The organism is Nonomuraea sp. NPDC050328 (assembly GCF_044459405.1).
GTDB lineage: Bacteria > Actinomycetota > Actinomycetes > Streptosporangiales > Streptosporangiaceae > Nonomuraea.
This window is the reverse complement of the sequence record NZ_JBITIW010000009.1, coordinates 166552-183250: the sequence shown is the minus strand read 5'-3', so window position 1 is coordinate 183250 and position 16699 is coordinate 166552. Positions and strand designations below refer to the sequence as shown.

Annotated in this window: 14 protein-coding genes; 6 read left to right on the top strand and 8 right to left on the bottom strand. The window is 71.5% G+C overall.

What is annotated here, in order from left to right:
• Positions 1–3 precede the first annotated feature (3 nt).
• Positions 4–2526, bottom strand: coding sequence for a protein kinase (locus ACIBG7_RS30575; protein WP_397338456.1), 2523 nt, complete (start codon positions 2524–2526; stop codon positions 4–6).
• A gap of 171 nt (positions 2527–2697) precedes the next feature.
• On the opposite strand from ACIBG7_RS30575, the gene ACIBG7_RS30570 reads away from it, so the two are divergent.
• Positions 2698–3333 (top strand): hypothetical protein, encoded by a 636-nt coding sequence (locus ACIBG7_RS30570; protein ID WP_357919613.1) that lies wholly within the window; start codon positions 2698–2700, stop codon positions 3331–3333.
• A 24-nt stretch (positions 3334–3357) separates the two neighbouring features.
• On the opposite strand, the gene ACIBG7_RS30565 is transcribed toward ACIBG7_RS30570, so the two are convergent.
• A complete protein-coding gene (locus ACIBG7_RS30565) occupies positions 3358–3996 on the bottom strand; it encodes a response regulator transcription factor (RefSeq protein WP_357919611.1) in 639 nt (212 codons plus the stop codon).
• Positions 3993–5108, bottom strand: coding sequence for a GAF domain-containing protein (locus ACIBG7_RS30560; protein WP_397338455.1), 1116 nt, complete (start codon positions 5106–5108; stop codon positions 3993–3995). The genes ACIBG7_RS30565 and ACIBG7_RS30560 overlap by 4 nt, the downstream gene beginning before the upstream one ends.
• Positions 5109–5177: 69 nt before the next feature.
• Between ACIBG7_RS30560 and ACIBG7_RS30555 the strand changes: the two genes are divergently transcribed.
• The 4 genes from ACIBG7_RS30555 to ACIBG7_RS30540 all read left to right on the top strand — a co-directional run bounded on the left by ACIBG7_RS30555 (position 5178) and on the right by ACIBG7_RS30540 (position 8094).
• Positions 5178–5828, top strand: coding sequence for an SDR family oxidoreductase (locus ACIBG7_RS30555; protein ID WP_357919605.1), 651 nt, complete (start codon positions 5178–5180; stop codon positions 5826–5828).
• The gene (locus ACIBG7_RS30550) at positions 5825–6817 is read left to right on the top strand and encodes an S-adenosylmethionine:tRNA ribosyltransferase-isomerase (protein ID WP_397338454.1); all 993 of its coding nucleotides are present in this window, start codon (positions 5825–5827) and stop codon (positions 6815–6817) included. Before ACIBG7_RS30555 ends, ACIBG7_RS30550 begins: the two co-directional genes overlap by 4 nt.
• Before the next feature lie 100 nt (positions 6818–6917).
• On the top strand, positions 6918–7487 hold the full coding sequence (locus tag ACIBG7_RS30545) for a hypothetical protein (protein WP_357919599.1): 570 nt from the start codon (positions 6918–6920) through the stop codon (positions 7485–7487).
• A 22-nt stretch (positions 7488–7509) separates the two neighbouring features.
• Entirely contained in the window at positions 7510–8094 is a 585-nt protein-coding gene (locus ACIBG7_RS30540) for a hypothetical protein (protein WP_357919596.1), read from the top strand.
• Here the strand turns inward: ACIBG7_RS30540 and ACIBG7_RS30535 are convergent.
• Both ACIBG7_RS30535 and ACIBG7_RS30530 read right to left on the bottom strand, forming a co-directional pair.
• Complete coding sequence (locus ACIBG7_RS30535) at positions 8091–9020, bottom strand: lysophospholipid acyltransferase family protein (protein WP_357919594.1); 930 nt, start codon at positions 9018–9020, stop codon at positions 8091–8093. The genes ACIBG7_RS30540 and ACIBG7_RS30535 overlap by 4 nt on opposite strands.
• Entirely contained in the window at positions 9017–9688 is a 672-nt protein-coding gene (locus ACIBG7_RS30530) for a GNAT family N-acyltransferase (RefSeq protein WP_357919591.1), read from the bottom strand. The genes ACIBG7_RS30535 and ACIBG7_RS30530 overlap by 4 nt, the downstream gene beginning before the upstream one ends.
• A 103-nt stretch (positions 9689–9791) precedes the next feature.
• Between ACIBG7_RS30530 and serB the strand changes: the two genes are divergently transcribed.
• Positions 9792–11006 carry a phosphoserine phosphatase SerB gene (gene serB, locus ACIBG7_RS30525; RefSeq protein ID WP_357919588.1) on the top strand — a complete coding sequence of 405 codons (1215 nt, stop codon included), beginning with the start codon at positions 9792–9794 and terminating at the stop codon, positions 11004–11006.
• Positions 11007–11218: 212 nt separating this feature from the next.
• Here serB and ACIBG7_RS30520 read toward each other — a convergent pair whose 3' ends face one another.
• The 3 genes from ACIBG7_RS30520 to ACIBG7_RS30510 form a co-directional block, all read right to left on the bottom strand.
• The gene (locus tag ACIBG7_RS30520) at positions 11219–13093 is read right to left on the bottom strand and encodes an FUSC family protein (RefSeq protein ID WP_397338452.1); all 1875 of its coding nucleotides are present in this window, start codon (positions 13091–13093) and stop codon (positions 11219–11221) included.
• 15 nt (positions 13094–13108) lie between these two features.
• Positions 13109–13576 carry a histidine phosphatase family protein gene (locus tag ACIBG7_RS30515; RefSeq protein ID WP_357919583.1) on the bottom strand — a complete coding sequence of 156 codons (468 nt, stop codon included), beginning with the start codon at positions 13574–13576 and terminating at the stop codon, positions 13109–13111.
• A 284-nt stretch (positions 13577–13860) separates the two neighbouring features.
• Positions 13861–16146 carry a sodium-translocating pyrophosphatase gene (locus ACIBG7_RS30510; RefSeq protein WP_357919580.1) on the bottom strand — a complete coding sequence of 762 codons (2286 nt, stop codon included), beginning with the start codon at positions 16144–16146 and terminating at the stop codon, positions 13861–13863.
• Positions 16147–16699: the final 553 nt, after the last annotated feature.

The window sequence follows — 16699 nt, the reverse complement described above, 5'->3', positions numbered from 1 at the left end:
CGGTCAGGACGCGGGGGTGGACAGCTTCCAGAACCGGATCTGCTTGTCCTTCCCCGCGGAGATCACCGTCGGCTGGTCGTCGACGGGCACCACCGCAACGGCGTAGACCGGCGAGCGGTTGCCCTTGATGATCGGGCCGGTGGCCTTGCGCGCCGTCGCGTCCCACAGCCGGATCGTGCCGTCAGTCCCGCCGGAGACCAGCAGCGCGTCCTGGCCGCCGCGGGCGAAGGCGAGCGAGTAGACGATCTTCTTGTGCCCGGTGAGCGGCTTGCCGAGCTGCTTGCCGGACTTGGGGTCCCAGAAGCGGATCGTGCCGTCCTCGCTGCCGGAGGCGACCATGGTCCTGTCGCCGACGGCCCCGATGGCGACGGAGTAGACGCCCTTCTTGTGGCCGCGGTAGTAGTTCTTGCTGTAGGCCTTGCGCTTGTCGAGGTCCCAGGCGCGCAGCGTCCGGTCCTCGCTGGCCGAGATGACGACCGTGCGGCCGTCGATCTGGCCGACGCTGAGCCAGTTCACGCCCTGGCGGTGGGCGCGCAGGCTGTTGCCGATCTGCTTGCGCTTGGCGAGGTCCCAGAAGCGCAGGTAGCCCTTGGCGTCGCCGGTGACGGCGATCATGCGCCCGCGCACCTTGCCGACCGCGGCGGCGAAGATCGAGTCGCCGTGCGTGCCGAGGGCCCGGCCGGTGCCCTTGTCCAGGTTCCAGAGCCGGATCGTGCCGTCGTAGCCGCCGGAGATCGCGCCCGGCTTGCCGTTCATGGTGAAGCACGCGACCGCGTACACCTCGCCGCGGTGCCCGCGCAGGCGCTTGCTCAGCGAGCGCTTCTCGGCGTTCCACAGCCGCAGCGTGCCGTCCTGGCCGCCGGACAGCAGCATCGGGCGGCCGTCGACGGTGACGGCGGAGAAGGACTGGATCGCCTTGGTGTGGCCCTTGAGCGCCTTGCCGTCCTGCTTGCCGAGTTCCAGGGCGGCGACGAGCGTCTGCTGCTCCGGCGTGACCGTGGGCGTCGGGGTCGGCGTCACGGTCGGGGTGGGTGTCGGGGTGGGCGTGGGCGTCGGGGTGGGCGGCGCCGAGCTGACCACGTTGCTCGTGGCGCCCGCGTTGGTGGTCTGCGGGTCCTTGGCGAACAGGCCGGGCGCGACGAACAGCACGCCGGCGGCGAGCACCAGCGCCACCGCGAGGGTGCCGCCGACCAGCGCGGCCCGCTTGCGGCGGCCGCCGGCCTGGCGGTCCTCCTGGCCGGCCTCGCGGAAGAAGGCGTCGTTGTCGTTGGGCTGCCCGGGACCCATCGGGTACGGCGGAGCCGCCTGCCGGGGTGGTGAGCCGGCCGGGTGGGTGGGCGGTTGCGGCCCGGACGGGCTGGTCCAGCCCGAGGGGTTGGGGTGGGCCTGCGGGTAGGCCGGGTGGCCGTAGCCGTCGGGGCGTGCGAAGCCGGGGGCGCCCTGCGGTCCGGACGGCTGGTTGTAGGGGCTGACCGGGTGCCCGGGAGGCGGGCCGTAGGGGCCGCCCTGCTGCGGGACGCCGTAGGGCCCGTGCGGCTGACCAGGCTGCGGCTGAGCGGGGTGGGGTTGAGCGGAGTGGGGTTGAGCGGGGTGCGGCTGGCCGGGGTAGAGGGGCGGGCCCGGCTGCGGCGGCACGTACGGCTCGGCCGGGGCGTCGGCCGCCGCGACCTGGGTGCCGGTCGTGAGCGCGAGGTCGGAGTCCCCCATCGGCGTCGAGCCCTGGTTCTCCAGCAACGCGAAGAGCGCCTCGGCCGCGGTGGGCCGCTCCTCGGCCCGCTTGCTGAGGCAGGCCTGCACCAGCGGCCGCAGGTTGTCCGGCAACGCCGACAGGTCGGCCTGCTCGTTCATCACCCGGTAGATGACCGCCGGCAGGCTGTCCTGCCCGAAGGCGGGCCGCCCGGTCGCGGCGAAGGTCATGGTCAGCGCCCAGCTGAACATGTCGCTGGGCGGCCCCACCCGCTCCCCGGCGATCTGCTCGGGCGACATGTACGCGGGCGTGCCGACCACGCCGCTGGAGATGGTCATCGCCGAGTCGAGCGCCCGGGCGATGCCGAAGTCGATGACGCGCGGCCCGTCGGGGCCCATGAGCACGTTGCTGGGCTTGAGGTCGCGGTGCACGATGCCGGCGCGATGGATGGCGGCCAGCGCGGTGACGGTGCCGACGGCCAGCCGGTAGAGCACGCCGCCGCGGCGCGGTCCCTCGTTCTGCACGACGAGCTGCAGGGAGACGCCCTCGACCAGCTCGCTGACGATGTACGGGTTCTCGCCCTCCATGCTGGCGTCCAGCACCTGGGCGGTGCAGAACTGGGCGACCCGGCGGGCCGCCTCGACCTCGCGCATGAAGCGTTCGGCGTCGACACCGGGCTTGTCCAGCCGGGTGTTGAGCAGCTTGATCGCTACCAGTTCCCCGTTCTGGCTCTCCCCCTTGAAGACGATCCCCTGGGCCCCCTTGCCCAGCCGTCCGAGCAGCCGATACGGCCCCAAGGTGGCTGGATCGCCCGGTTGCAAGGGGTGCGTGTCAGGCACCTTGAACCCTCCCCGTCCTGCGTGTCCCCCGTCGCAAGAGTGACCGCCGTGAACAATGCTGTGCAAGCTACAGCCCATCACGATAGATCATCACTTTTTGCGAAATATTTGCCCTAGGTAATAATCCCCTAGAGAATCGGCGTTTTCTACACCGTACGGGGAGCCATCACCATGCGCAGAACTCTCGGCACGCTATTGGGCGTCAGCCTGATCGCGGCGCCGCTGGCCGTCTTCACACCGGCCGCGCAGGCGGAGGCCGCTTCTGGCCGCCCGCCGTACTCCAAGTTCAAGATCTCCGTGAAGTACGACACACAGACCAAGCGTGGCGGAAAGATCACTTATCTGCTGAAGGCCAAGAACCTCGGGCCTTACTACGCGAACTGGTACTGGGTCGGGGCCAAGGTTCCGAAGGGCGTCGAGCCGCGCCTGACGTGGACCGGCCCGAAGAGCAGCAAGTGCACCTGGGAAGGTGAATGGTTCTGGTGCTGGGGACCGTACGCCCTTGACGTCGGCGACACCGACTGGCTGCAGTTCCAGCTCAAGCTGAAGAAGACCACCAAGGGCGTGGCGACCGCCCGGGTGGGCGTGCTCTCGTTCGACGTGCCCAACGGCGCGGAGAACGTGGACAAGGAGGAGCTCGACCGCATCGGCGAGAGCTTCGACCGGCACTACGACCTGAAGACCACGCACACCAAGATCATCTGGCCGCGGCCCAACCGGCCGCAGCAGAACTGGACTCCTCCGGTCACCAAGAGCTGGAACCCGCCGACCACCAAGACCGAGGAGAACAAGAAGAAGGGCACCTGACCCCGGCCGGCCCCACCGGGTCCGCTAGGCCAGACCGTGCCGGACCGCATACAGCGCAGCCTGCGTGCGGTCCTGTACCCCCAGCTTCATCAGCACGTTCGAGACGTGCGTCTTGACGGTCTTCTCGGCCACGTCGAGGGCGCGGGCGATTTCCCTGTTCGACCGCCCCTCGGCGATCAGCCTGAGCACCTCCCGCTCCCGGTCGGTGAGCGGGACCGGCTTGACCAGCGGAGCCGGGACCGGCGCCGCCGCCGGGCGCTGACCGGCCATCACCGCCTCGGCCGCCTCCGGCGCCAGCAGGACCTGCCCGCCGTGGACCGCCCGCACGCCCTGCACCAGCGCGGCCGGGTCGATGTCCTTGTAGAGGAAACCCGCCGCCCCCGCGCGCATCGCGGGCCCGACGTCCGACCGGTCGCTCATCGAGGTCAGCACCACGATCCGGACGGCGGCGCCGGTCAGCTCGGCCAGCGCGCCCAGCCCGTCGAGCCTCGGCATCTTGAGGTCGAGCAGCAACACGTCCGGCTCGAGCTCGGCCACCAGCTCGACCGCCTCGCGCCCGTCCTTCGCCTCGCCCACCACGGTCATGTCGTCCTGCAGGTCGAGCAGGGTGCGCAGTCCTTGTCGGACGACCGGGTGGTCGTCGGCGATCAGCACGCGGATCAAGCGGGCACCTCCAGCAGCACGGTCGTCCCCCCGCCGGAGGACACGACCAGCTTGCCACCCATCGCCTCGGCCCGGTCGCGCATGGAGGCCAGGCCCAGGCCACGCGAGGCGGCCGGCTCCTCGAACCCGGCGCCGTCGTCGCGCACCGAAAGGGCGAGGCGGCCGTTGTCGTAGGCCAGCCGTACCTCGACGTGCTCGGCCCCGGAGTGACGCAGGGAGTTGTGCAGCGCCTCCTGGGCGACGCGCAGCACGGCGACCTCGGTCTCGGGCGGCAGCTCGGGCAGCTCGTCGCAGGTGAAGGTGACGCGGGCCGGGTGCAGCCGGTCGAGGAGCTGGGCGTGCTTGCGGAGCGTGGTGGCCAGGCCGTGCCGGTCGAGCTCGGCGGGCCGCAGCTCGACGATCACCGCGCGCAGCTCGGCCAGCGCCTCGCCGGCCAGGCGTTGCACCCGGTCGAGCTCGGCCGCGGCCTTGCCGGGGTCGGTGGGCAGCAGGTGCGCGGCGGCCTGCGCGGTCAACCGGAGCGAGAACAACTTCTGGGTCACCGCGTCGTGCAGCTCGCGGGCCATCCGGTTGCGTTCCTCCAGCATGGCCAGCTCGCGGCCCCGCTCGTACAGGCGCGCGTTGGTCAGCGCGATGGCGGCGTGCGCGGCGAAGAGCGTGAGCAGGTCCTCGTCCTCGCGGGTGAAGCCGCCGGGCGCCTGCTTGTTGGCCAGGAAGATGATGCCGAGCACCTGCTCGGCGTTCTTGATCGGCACGCCGATGAAGTCGCGCATCACCGGGTGCGCCTTCGGCCACCACTCGAAGCGCGGGTCTTGGCGCAGGTCGGGCAGGCGCACCGGGGCGCCCTCGCGCAACATCGCGCCCAGCATGCCGTGCTGGCGCGGCAGCGGGCCGATCGCCTCCCACTGCCGGTCGGTCAGGCCCTCCGCCACGAACTCGGCGAACGAGCCCTCCTCGTCGGGCACGCCGAGCGCGGCGTAGCGGGCGTCGAGCAGCCGCTGCGCGGAGCGGACGATGACCTGCAGCACCTCGCGCACCGAGAGGTGGCGGGTCACGGCCAGCACGGCTGAGCTGACGGCCTGCAGGATCGCGTCGCGGTCGGGAGTGCTCACGCCCTTCACCCTATGGTCCTAGGACCAAGGCCCGATGTGCCGCGACCGGGGGAAACCTACCGTCGAGCCATGACGAACACCGCACTCATCACCGGCGCCTCCCGGGGACTCGGCCTCGCCCTGGCCCGGTCGCTGGCCGCCGCCGGCTGGACACTCGTCCTCACCGCCCGCGGCGAGGAGGACCTGCGGGCGGTCGCGGGCGAGCTCGGCGCGCTCGCGCTGCCCGGCGACGTCGCCGACCCGGCGCACCGCGCCGAGCTGGCACTCGCCGTCCCCGAACTGGACCTGCTGGTGAACAACGCCAGCGGGCTCGGCGGCATCCGGCCGCTGGCCGGCTACCCGCTGGACGGCTTCCGCGAGCTGCTGGAGACGAACCTCACCGCGCCGCTGGCGCTCACCCAAGAGGTACTGCCCGCACTCCGGGCCCGGCGCGGAGCCGTGGTCAACGTGACCTCCGACGCGGCGACCGGCGGCTATCCCGGCTGGGGCGGTTACGGCGCGACCAAGGCGGCGCTGGAGCAGCTCTCGAACGTCCTGGCCGCCGAGGAGCCCGCCCTCGCGGTCTGGTGGGTCGATCCCGGCGAGATGAACACCCGCATGCTGGCCGAAGCGGTCGGCGCCGAGGAGGCGGCGGGCGCGACCGACCCGGAGAAGGTCGCCGCGACCCTGCACGACCTGATCAGGAGCCGGCCGGCCAGCGGCCGGGTGAGCCTGCAATGAGCATCGGCTTCGCCGTGCCGTCCGCGCTGGAGGCGCACGAGCCGCCCGAGGCCCGCGGCCTGGCCCGCGACGGCGTGCGCCTGCTGGTCTCGCGCGGACCCGACCTCGCCCACCACCGCTTCCACGACCTGCCCGCCCTGCTCGACCCCGGCGACCTGCTGGTGGTCAACAACTCCGCCACCCTGCCCGCCGCGGTCCGCCTCGACCGGCTGTCGGTGCACTTCTCCACCCCGCGCGAGGACGGCACGTGGCTGGTCGAGCTGCGCCGCCCCGCCCCCGGCGGGGCCACCGAGCCGTACGGCGGCGCCGAACCGGGCGAGTGGCTGCCGCTGCCCGGCCGCGCGACCCTGCGCCTGCTGGAGCGCGAGACCCCGCGCCTGTGGCGGGCCCTGCTCGACCGCGACGTCCCCGCCTACCTCGCCCGGTACGGCAAGCCGATCCGCTACTCCTACGTGGCCGAGGACTGGCCGCTCGACGCCTACCAGACGGTCTTCGCGACCGTGCCCGGCAGCGCCGAGATGCCCAGCGCCGGCCGGCCGTTCACCGCCGAGGTGGTCACCGCGCTGGTCTCGCGCGGCATCGCGGTGGCGCCGATCACCCTGCACACCGGCGTCGCCTCGCCGGAGCGCGACGAGCCGCCCTACGCCGAGCGGTTCGAGGTGCCCGAGGCGACCGCCCGCCTGGTCGAGCTCACGCGGAAGGCCGGCGGCCGGGTGGTCGCGGTCGGCACCACGGTGGTGCGCGCGCTGGAAACGACCGCCTGGACCGGCGCCACCTCCGGGTGGACGACGCACGTGGTGACCCCCGAGAACGGGGTCCGGGTAGTCAACGGATTGATCACGGGATTGCACGAGCCGCGGTCGAGCCATCTGCGCCTGCTGACCGCGCTCGCCGGGTCTGATCAGCTCGAACGCGCGTATGAGGCGGCTTTGGACGCCGGATATCTGTGGCACGAATTCGGCGACACCCACCTCATCCTGCACAAATAGGCTTTGCAAACATTTGACCTCCATGATAGGAAAAGCCGGTATTTACGGGGGGTCACACTTCGCGACGACCTCGTTTCCTCTTCCTCACGGAGACGTTGTAATGCGCAACTCGCTGTCGAAGGCCGGGGCCTTCGCGCTGCTCGCTCCGCTCGCGGGCGGCCTGCTCTTCACGGCGGCTCCGGCCGCCGCCGCGGCGCCCGTCACCACCACCGCAGTCGTCGCCAAGACCGCCGACGACCCGTACTCCGTCTTCGACGTCAAGGTGCGCGCGCCCAAGGCGGTCAAGGCCGGCGGCACCATCAAGTACCGGATCTCCGCGGTCAACACCGGCCCGCACCACGCGGACTACTACTACATCGGCGGCCAGCTCCCCAAGGGCCTCACCGGCAAGATCAAGGCCTGGGGCCCGGACGGCACCGCCTGCACCTCCGACTCCACCGGCTTCTGGTGCTGGGGCCCGTACGCCCTGGACAAGGGCTACGAGGACTGGCTGATCATCGAGATCAAGCTCAGCAAGCGGGTCAAGGGCGTGGCGACGGCCAAGCTCGGCGCGCTGGTCTACGACATTCCCACCGGCATGGAGAAGCTCAACAAGGAGGAGATCGACCGGCTCGGCGGCGTCAACTCCTGGTTCTACGGCAAGTCCGTCAAGACCAAGATCGTCCGCTAAGCAAGCCACCGGAGACCCCTCGATGCGTTCTCTCCTGGCCAAGGCCGCGGCCTTCGCCATCGCCGCTCCCCTCGCGGGCGCGCTCTTCCTGACCCCGGCGGCCTCGGCCGCCACCACCGCTGCCCCGGTGGCCGCGCAGACGGCGGCGGACGAGCCGTACGCCGCCTTCGACACCACCGTGAGCGGTTCCAAGACGGTCCGCCGCGGCGGCACCCTCCGCCTGTCCATCAAGGGTGTCAACGCCGGGCCGCACAACGCCGACGTCTGGTTCGTCTACGCGGCCCTGCCGCCGGCGGCCGACCTCGGCAAGCGCGTCTACTTCCGGAGCAGCGTCAAGGGCTCCGCCTGCGTGCCGAACGAGGACATCGACGGCAACAAGGGCGTGCTGTGCATCCTGCCCCGTGACCTGAAGAAGGGTCAGGGCTTCAGCCTCTCCGTCGACGTGCGCGTCAAGAAGACGGCCAAGGGCACCCTGAAGTCCGGGATGTACGTCATCAGCTACAACGTCGACACCGGCATGGAAGACCTCAGCCAGGCGGAACTGGAGCGGCTGGGCGTGCCCGGCTACCTGTTCGGCAAGGAGATCAAGACCAAGGTCGTCCGCTAGGACGTTCCCGCCAGGGCGGGTCGCCGGTTCTCCGGCGGCCCGCTCACGCGTTCCCGGGCCGCTGCCGGGCTCAGCGTCCTGGTGGAGCCCGTGTGCTCCAGAGCGGGCAGGCCGGTCACCGACAGCACGGCGGCCTCGGCCACGCGGGCCAGCCGCCGCCGGTCGGCCGCGGTCACCGGCGGCAGCACCGTGACCTCGACGGACAGCCGGCGCGTCCCCACGATCCGCCACAGCGACGCCAGCAGGCTGTCCTCCCCCACGTAGGCCGCCGCGGTCGAACCCGGCCGCCCCGACTCCTGGTAGCTCAGCGCCACCGGCCGCACCGGCACCCCGGCGTCCAGCGCCGCCTGGAAGAGCGCCGGCCGGAACCGGCCCACGCCCCGGCCGCACCACGTCGTGCCCTCGGGGAAGGCCGCCACGCTCCGGCCGCCACGCAACGTCTCGGCGATGCCGTCCACGGTGCCGGGCAGGGCGTGCAGGGAGTCGCGATCGATGAGCAGCGCGCCGGACCCCGCCACCAAGCCGCCGACCACCGGCCAGGCCGCCACCTCGCGCTTGGCCAGCGGCACGCTGTCCAGGGCGGCGGCGATCACCAGGGGGTCGAGCCAGGAGACGTGGTTGGCGACGATCAGCGTGGTGGGGGCCACCCGGACCGGCCTGGGGGAGCCGGCTCCGCCGTACGCGGCGAAGCCTCGCCGTACGTGCACGCGGAGGCCCAGCGACCGCAGCAGCAACCGCGACCAGGCCGCGGTCACCCGGCGGCGGCGAGCCGTACCGCGGACCAGGCGGGCGGCGACGACGCCGCCCAGCACCACGGCGACGGCGGCCAGCACGCGCGCCAGGCGCAGCCACCACGCCGCGCGCCGGGCCGTCGAGTGCACGCACAACTCGGGCGTGCAGGGCGAGGACGGGAACCAGGGACTCACCGCTCCCCCAGGAAGTGCCGAAGGTAACGGTGGTCGATCCGGGACATCGACAGCAGCACCAGGAAGTCGGCGGTGCCGAAGTCGGGATCGTAGGCGGGCGGCCCGCACACCCAGGCGCCCAGCCGCAGGTAGCCGCGCAGCAGCGCCGGCAGCCTGGCCCCGGGCCGGCGCGGCACCCCGGCATCCGACCAGGCGTTGAGCGGCTTGACCCGGTACTCATCCGGCCCCAGCGGCACCCGGTCCACCACGTCGGCGGCCTCGGCGACCGGCACCGAACAGCAGCCGACCAGCCAGGAGTGGCCGCCGTCGACCATGTACCGGGCGATGCCCGCCCACATCAGGCCGATGACCGTGCCGTTGCGATGATCGGGATGCACGCAGGACCGGCCGGTCTCGACCAGGGCCAGGTGCCTGAGCGGAGCGAGATCGAACTCGCCCTCGGCGTAGAGCCGGTCGCGCCGGCCCGGCGGCAGCAGCCGGTAGGTGCCCACGACCTGGTCACCGGCCCGGACGAGAAGGTGGTCGCAGTAGGCGTCGAAGGAGTCGACGTCGAGCCCGCTCACAGGGGAGTCGAGCCTCGCGCCGAACTCCTCGGCGAAGACGTGGTGGCGAAGGCGCTGCGCGGCCATGAGGTCCGCCGCGGTGCGCGCGAGCCCGACGGTGTACATGGTCCAATGAACGCACCCTTGGATGGCCGGACGCCCAAGGTCACGCGTCCGTATGGTGAACCTCCCGTCCACCACCCGGCGCCCTGCTTGTAGCGTGAGGGCTGTGGACCAGCGCACCCTCCTGATCACTCTGACCGGCCCCGACCGACCGGGCGTGACCTCGCGCCTGTTCTCGGTCCTGTCCGGCTTCCCGGTGACCGTCGCCGACATCGAGCAGGTCGTCATCCGCGGCCGGCTCACCCTCGGCGTGCTCGTGGCCTACGCCGGCGGGCCCTCCACCGGCACCGGCAGCACCATCGGCGCCCTGTGGACAGCGGTCGAGCAGGTCGCTGAGGACCTCGGCATGGAGGTCGAACTGTCCACCGGCACCCAGCCCAAGGAGAAGCGCCGCCGCGGCCGGCTGTCGGTCAGCGTCCTCGGCCAGCCGCTCCAGCCCGCCGCGGTCGCCGGGATCGCCGGGCGCATCGCCGCCGCCGGCGCCAACATCGACCGCATCGACCGGCTCGCCCAGTGGCCGGTCACCTGCGTCGAACTCCAGGTCTCCGGCGCCGACCCCGACACCCTGCGCATCGAACTGGCCGCCGAGGCCGCGGTGCAGCAGGTGGACGTCGCGGTGCAGCGGATCAGCCTCTCGCGCCGGGCCAAGCGCCTGATCGTCATGGACGTCGACTCGACGCTCATCCAGGGCGAGGTCATCGAACTGCTCGCCGCCCACGCGGGCTGTCTCGACGAGGTCGCCCGGGTCACCGAGGAGGCCATGCGCGGCGAACTCGACTTCGCCGAGTCGCTGCGCCGCCGGGTGGCCCTGCTCGAAGGGCTGCCCGCCGAGGTCTTCGACAAGGTCCGCCGCGAGGTGGTCCTCACGCCCGGCGCGCGCACCCTGGTCCGTACGCTCAAGCGGCTCGACTACCGCTTCGCGATCGTCAGCGGCGGGTTCACCCAGATCACCGACGGGCTGGTCAGCGACCTCGGCATCGACTACTCCGCGGCCAACGTGCTGGAGGTCGTGGACGGCAAGCTCACCGGCCGCGTCGTCGGCGAGATCGTCGACCGCCCCGGCAAGGCCCGTGCGCTCGAACGTTTCGCCCGTGCCGCCGGCATCCCCATCAGCCAGACCGTCGCCATCGGCGACGGCGCCAACGACCTCGACATGATCGCCACCGCCGGGCTGGGCATCGCCTTCAACGCCAAGCCGGTGGTACGGCAGGCCGCCGACACCACGGTGAACACGCCTTACCTGGACTCGATCCTCTACCTGCTGGGCATCTCCCGCGACGAAATCGAAGCCGCCGACGCCGAAGACCCCACCCCGAACTAGCTTCTTCTTACGGCGACCCATTCGAGGCAGCCGGGTTGAGCGGCCGAGGTTGAGCGGCCGGGTTGGCGGCCGTGGTTTGGGGGGGCGGGTTGGCGGCCGGTTTGGGCGACCTGCGTGCGCCACCTTAACGCCACCCACGCGCGCCCTAGTTCACCAATGCGGCGAGCACCCCCACCCCAGGGAAATGCTCCTGCACGCCGCCCCACCCCTGACTACCCGACAAGCTGCCCAGAAAGCTCCCCCACGTGCCGCCAGAGCGCCTTCTGCGCCCGCCCGGCCCGCTCATCCACCTCCCCGGGAAACTCCGGCGGATCCCGCCGATCCCGCACCGCCTCCGCCAGCTCCTCAAGCTGATCCGCACAAGCGTCCAACACCCCCACCCCCACCCCCCGCCCGGTCCCCCGCATCAAGGCCCCCACCACCATCGCGTCATCCCGAATCCGCCGAGCCGTGGTCACCACCTCCCGAAGATGAGCCGAGGCCCGATACCCCCGCCCAGGCTCCAGCTCGACCCGATCCAGCGACTCCGCCAGCCGATCCCCCGCACTCCCCGCCTCGAACAACCGCTCCGGCACCGAGTCGAGGTCCTGATCCGCCAGACACCGCAGCAGCCGCGCATGCTCCTTCAGCACCTCGACCACGAGCCCCCGGATCTTCCCCGCCTCCCCCCGAGGCCACAGCACCCGGGCCGCCAGCAACACCAGCACCCCACCCGCCGCGGTGAGCCCGAGCCGCACCGCCGCCGTGACCCAGTCGATGGTGACCGAGAAGTCGCTCATCATCAGCATCAGCGGCGTCGCCAGCGCCGACCAGAACCCGTAGCTCACCTCCCGCAGGGCGAACCCCAGCGCCCCGAACACCAGGATGATCACCACGATCGTCCACCGCCCCGGCACCGCCGCCAGCAGCAGCGCCGCGACCGTGGCCCCCGCCATCGTGCCGACCACCCGCAGCACCACCCGCTCCACGGTGTCCCCGTAGGTCGAGCGCAACGCGATCAGCACGGTGACCACGAACCACCGCCCGATATCGGCGTGCAGCCCGACCATCAACGCCATCGCCGCCGCGGTCGTGACCCCGAGCCGCAGCGCGTGCCGCGGCTCCTTGAGGTCGGGCCAGGAGAAACTCGGCAGGGTCTCGGGCGCCTGCACCCCGCGCTTGGACAACGTCGCGACGGTCCTGGCTCCCGCGGTGATGCGGTCGAGGCACCGCTTGACCTGCGGGTCGCGGTCGTGTTTCTCGGCCCAGCGGCCGAAGGCCCGGTCGGCCTCGATGGCGTGCTTCACCCGGGCGTCGCTGCCGTCCGCCGCTCCGCGCAGCGCCCCGACCAGCGCGGTGACCGCCTCGCGCGCTTCGGGGGGCGGGCAGAGTGCCCGCAGGGCCACCACCTCGTGCAGGGTGCGCTGCAGGGTCCGGACGAAGGCGTCGGGGGTCTCGTCGTGCTCCTCCGAGCTGCGGTAGGCCGCCGAGGCGGTCGCCGCCTCGTCCACCGCGTCGAAGGCGTAGCCGCGCAGCCGTACCCACTCCTCGCCGTCGGCCTCGACCGCCTCCAGCAGGTCCGCGACAGCCGTACAGGCGCTTCCCAAAGCTTCCTGCAGCGAGTCGAACCGCCGCCACGGCCACGAGCCGAGCGCCAGCACGCAGTAGAGCACGCCGCCCGCGCCCATCAGCAGCGACGGGCCCCAGGTCAGCGGGAGGGCGTCGTAGTAGCCCATGACCATGGTCAGCGCGGGCACGATCCCGAACGCGGGCCACTGGCCGCCCGCCGCCGCCAGCAGGCCGACGGTGGCCACGGCCGTCCACGGGTGGGGCGACAGCAGCGAGCCGAGCGCGAAGCTCGCCGGGACCAGTAGCAACTGGCCGGCCAGGCGTTTGGCCCGCTCGCCGTACGGCTTGCCGTACCGGTCGCCGAACGCGGTGAAGTAGGCGCCGAGGGCGGCCAGGCTGCCCTCGCGCGGGTGGCCGGCGAGGGTGCCGATGATCAACGGGAGGGACAACGCGACCGCGCAGAGCACGCCGTAGCCCCACGGCGGGCGCGCGGACACCGCGAAGCCCTCACGCAACGCCTTGGTGGCCGCCCCCCGCATACGGTGTGTCCCCGGTCAGTGCTCCTTGGGATCCCAGCGCTCGACCAGGCGTCCCTCCCCTGGCCAGAGGTCTACCCAGGACGAATCCACCTCGATCACGGCGAACGCCCCCGGTCGCATGTGATGCTCGGCGCCGGCCAGTTCCTCGATCGCCGGGTTGTGCCCGCACAGCACCAGCGTGCGCACCTCGTCGCCGGTGCGGCGGATCACCGCGACCAGGTCGTCGGGGTAGGCCTCGTAGATCTCGCGCTCGAAACTGATCTCCGCGTCGGGGAAGGCCAGCTCGGCGGTGCGGCGGGTGCGGACCGCCGGGGAACACACGACCAGGTCGGGCCCCAGGCCGCGGGACCTGATCGCCTCGCCCGCCCGTTGCGCGTCGGCCTCGCCCCGGTCGGTCAGCGGGCGTTCGCGGTCGGCCAGGCCCAGGACCTGCGCGGCCTTCGCGTGCCGCAGGAGGATGAGCGTGCGCTTGTCAGCCGCCATTGGAGGCCCAGATCGACAATCCGGCGATCGCGCCGAGGATCACCAGCATGGCCAGCAGGATGAGGCCCAGCGTCTTCCCACCGGAGGGCCGTTGCTCGTTCATCCCCCCAGTTTCCCACGCCACCCCCACGCCTCCCTGGCCCAGGACGGCTTTTCCGACCAGGCACGAGTCCTTGTTCCGGCCAGGCGGTCCCTCTGGTTCTGCCCAGGCATGGGTACGGCCCGCGTCCCCCAGCCGTTCAGGGGACGCGGGCCGTACCGTCGAACTCTCGCGACTCGGAAGGTCAGGAACCCACCGGCTCCTTCTCCCGGTCGCTGTTGCTGGTGCTCGGCTCGATCTTCACCGACCGCCGCTTCGACGCGATGATCGCGCCGACCACGACCGCGAGCGCGACCACCGTCACACCCACCCGCAGCGCGACGTTGTCGGCCCACAGCACGACCGCCGGAGCGACCAGCAGCGCGACCAGGTTCATCACCTTGATCAGCGGGTTGATCGCCGGTCCCGCGGTGTCCTTGAACGGGTCGCCGACGGTGTCGCCGATGACCGTGGCCGCGTGGGCCTCGGAGCCCTTGCCGCCGTGGTGACCGTCCTCGACCAGCTTCTTGGCGTTGTCCCAGGCGCCGCCCGAGTTCGACAGGAAGACCGCCATCAGCGTGCCGCACGCGATCGCACCGGCCAGGAACGCACCGAGCGGCGCGTACCCGAGGGCGAAACCGACCGCGATCGGCGTCATGACCGCCAGCAGACCAGGCGTGGCCAGCTCGCGCAGCGAGTCGCGGGTGCAGATGTCCACGACCCTGCTGTACTCGGGCTGCTCGGTGCCGTCCATGATCCCGGGGTGCTTGCGGAACTGGTCACGCACCTCGAAGACCACGCGCATCGCCGCGCGCCCCACCGCCATGATCGCCAGACCCGAGAACAGGAAGACGACCGAGGCGCCGATGATCAGGCCGACCAGCACGTTCGGCTGGTCGATGTCGAGCCCGAAGACCGCGCCGGACGGCAACTCGCCGACCACCGCCGTCTTGAACGCGCCGAACAACGCCGTCGCCGCGAGCACGGCGGTCGCGATCGCGATGCCCTTGGTGATCGCCTTGGTGGTGTTGCCGACCGCGTCGAGGCTGGTGAGCACCTGCGCGCCCTCGCCGTCGACGTCGCCGGACATCTCCGCGATGCCCTGCGCGTTGTCGGAGACCGGGCCGAAGGTGTCCATCGACACGATGACGCCCACGGTGGTCAGCAGGCCGGTGCCGGCCAGCGCCACCGCGAACAGCGCGACGGTCGGGTCGCCGAAGCCGAGCAGGAACGCCCCGTACACCGCGCCGCCGATGACCAGCGCCGAGTAGACCGCCGACTCCAGGCCGACGCTGATGCCGGCCAGGATGACGGTGGCCGCGCCGGTCAGCGAGGCCTCGCCGATCTCCTTCACCGGGCGCCGGTTGGTCTCGGTGAAGTAGCCGGTGAGGAGCTGGATGGCGCTGGCCAGGACCAGGCCGATGAGCACCGCGCCGATCGCGATGATCCGCGGGTCGGCGTCGAGCTGCACCTGCGTGCCGGTGAGCTGGTCGAAGCTGCTGGGCAGGTACCAGAACGCCGCCGCCGCCACGAGCACGGCCGAGATCGCGGCCGAGATGAAGAAGCTGCGGTTGATCGCCGCCATGCCGTTGCGGTCGCGGTCGCGCATCCCGGTGATGAAGATGCCGATGATCGCGGTGAGCACACCGATCATCGGGACGATCAGCGGGAAGATCAGGCCCTCCTCGCCGAAGGCCACCCGGCCCAGGATGAGGCTGGCCACCAGCATGACCGCGTACGACTCGAACAGGTCGGCCGCCATGCCGGCGCAGTCACCCACGTTGTCGCCCACGTTGTCGGCGATCGTCGCCGGGTTGCGCGGGTCGTCCTCGGGGATGCCCTGCTCGACCTTGCCCACCAGGTCGGCGCCGACGTCGGCCGCCTTGGTGAAGATGCCGCCGCCGACCCGCATGAACATCGCCAGCAGCGCCGCGCCGAAGCCGAAGCCCTCCAGCACGCCGGGCGCGTTGCCCTTGTAGATCAGCACGACCACGGCCGCGCCCAGCAGGCCGAGGCCCACCGTGAACATGCCCGCCACGCCACCGGTGCGGAAGGCGATGCGCATCGCCTTCTTCTCCCCGCTGGTCCTGGCCGCCGCCGCCACGCGCACATTCCCGCGTACGGCAAGCCACATGCCCATGAAACCGGTCAGCGCGGAGAAGCCCGCACCGACCACGAAGAAGATCGATCGACCGATCTTGACGTCCCACCCGCCCGGGAGCAGCAGCAGGAGGAACGGGATCAGCACAACGAAGACGGCGAGAGTCTTGAACTGCCGGTTGAGGTACGCCGCCGCGCCCTCCTGGACGGCACGTGCGATGTTCTGCATCCGCTCGGTGCCCTGATCGGCCTTGAGCACCTCGCGCACGAGGCCGCCGGCGACGGCCAGCGCGATGAGCGCCACCGCGGCGACCACGACGACGATCGTGATGTTGCTTCCGGATAGTGTGAGCGTTGATTCTGGCTCGGCGGCCAGATAGAGCCTGGACATCGTTCTCCTCGGCAAGACGGGTACGTCCTGCCCGGATGGCGAGCCATCATTCGGCGGGCGGTGCGGCGGCCATCCGGGTTATGGGCAGCCGCTTCCGGTTGAGTCCGCAGTTACGCGTCGGATCACCTTGGCCGGTGCCGGGAGTCTACGCAGCGGTTCAACAGATATGAAGGCTCTTTCGTCGGCGAATTGCTCGGGCGTCTGCTAACGCCCTGGGAGTGGGCGGGTTTGCGGTTATTGCGCTCCGATTTCGGGCGTTACTCGAACTAAAAAAGTCCTACCCGAAACTATGTGATCTTTTTCTCCTTCCCCGGTCACCCCACCCCCTGGGACCCCCACCCCTCCTCACAGCCCCCCGTAACCGAGGGCTGCCGCCTCACCCCGGCACCCGACCAACGGACTTCCCGCCGCGGGCGCCACTTCGAACCCCCGCCACTTCAAACCCCCGCCACTTCGAACCCCCGCCACTTCGAACCCCCGCCACTTCGAACCCCCGCCACTTCGAACCCCCGCCACTTCGAACCCCCGCCACTTCGAACCCCCGCCACTTCGA

Coding starts and splice junctions, on each gene's coding strand:
- ACIBG7_RS30570 (WP_357919613.1), top strand. CDS start 2,698: ATGCGCAGAACTCTCGGCACGCTATTGGGCGTCAGCCTGATCGCGGCG.
- ACIBG7_RS30555 (WP_357919605.1), top strand. CDS start 5,178: ATGACGAACACCGCACTCATCACCGGCGCCTCCCGGGGACTCGGCCTC.
- ACIBG7_RS30550 (WP_397338454.1), top strand. CDS start 5,825: ATGAGCATCGGCTTCGCCGTGCCGTCCGCGCTGGAGGCGCACGAGCCG.
- ACIBG7_RS30545 (WP_357919599.1), top strand. CDS start 6,918: ATGCGCAACTCGCTGTCGAAGGCCGGGGCCTTCGCGCTGCTCGCTCCG.
- ACIBG7_RS30540 (WP_357919596.1), top strand. CDS start 7,510: ATGCGTTCTCTCCTGGCCAAGGCCGCGGCCTTCGCCATCGCCGCTCCC.
- ACIBG7_RS30530 (WP_357919591.1), bottom strand. CDS start 9,688: ATGTACACCGTCGGGCTCGCGCGCACCGCGGCGGACCTCATGGCCGCG.
- ACIBG7_RS30520 (WP_397338452.1), bottom strand. CDS start 13,093: ATGCGGGGGGCGGCCACCAAGGCGTTGCGTGAGGGCTTCGCGGTGTCC.
- ACIBG7_RS30515 (WP_357919583.1), bottom strand. CDS start 13,576: ATGGCGGCTGACAAGCGCACGCTCATCCTCCTGCGGCACGCGAAGGCC.
- ACIBG7_RS30510 (WP_357919580.1), bottom strand. CDS start 16,146: ATGTCCAGGCTCTATCTGGCCGCCGAGCCAGAATCAACGCTCACACTA.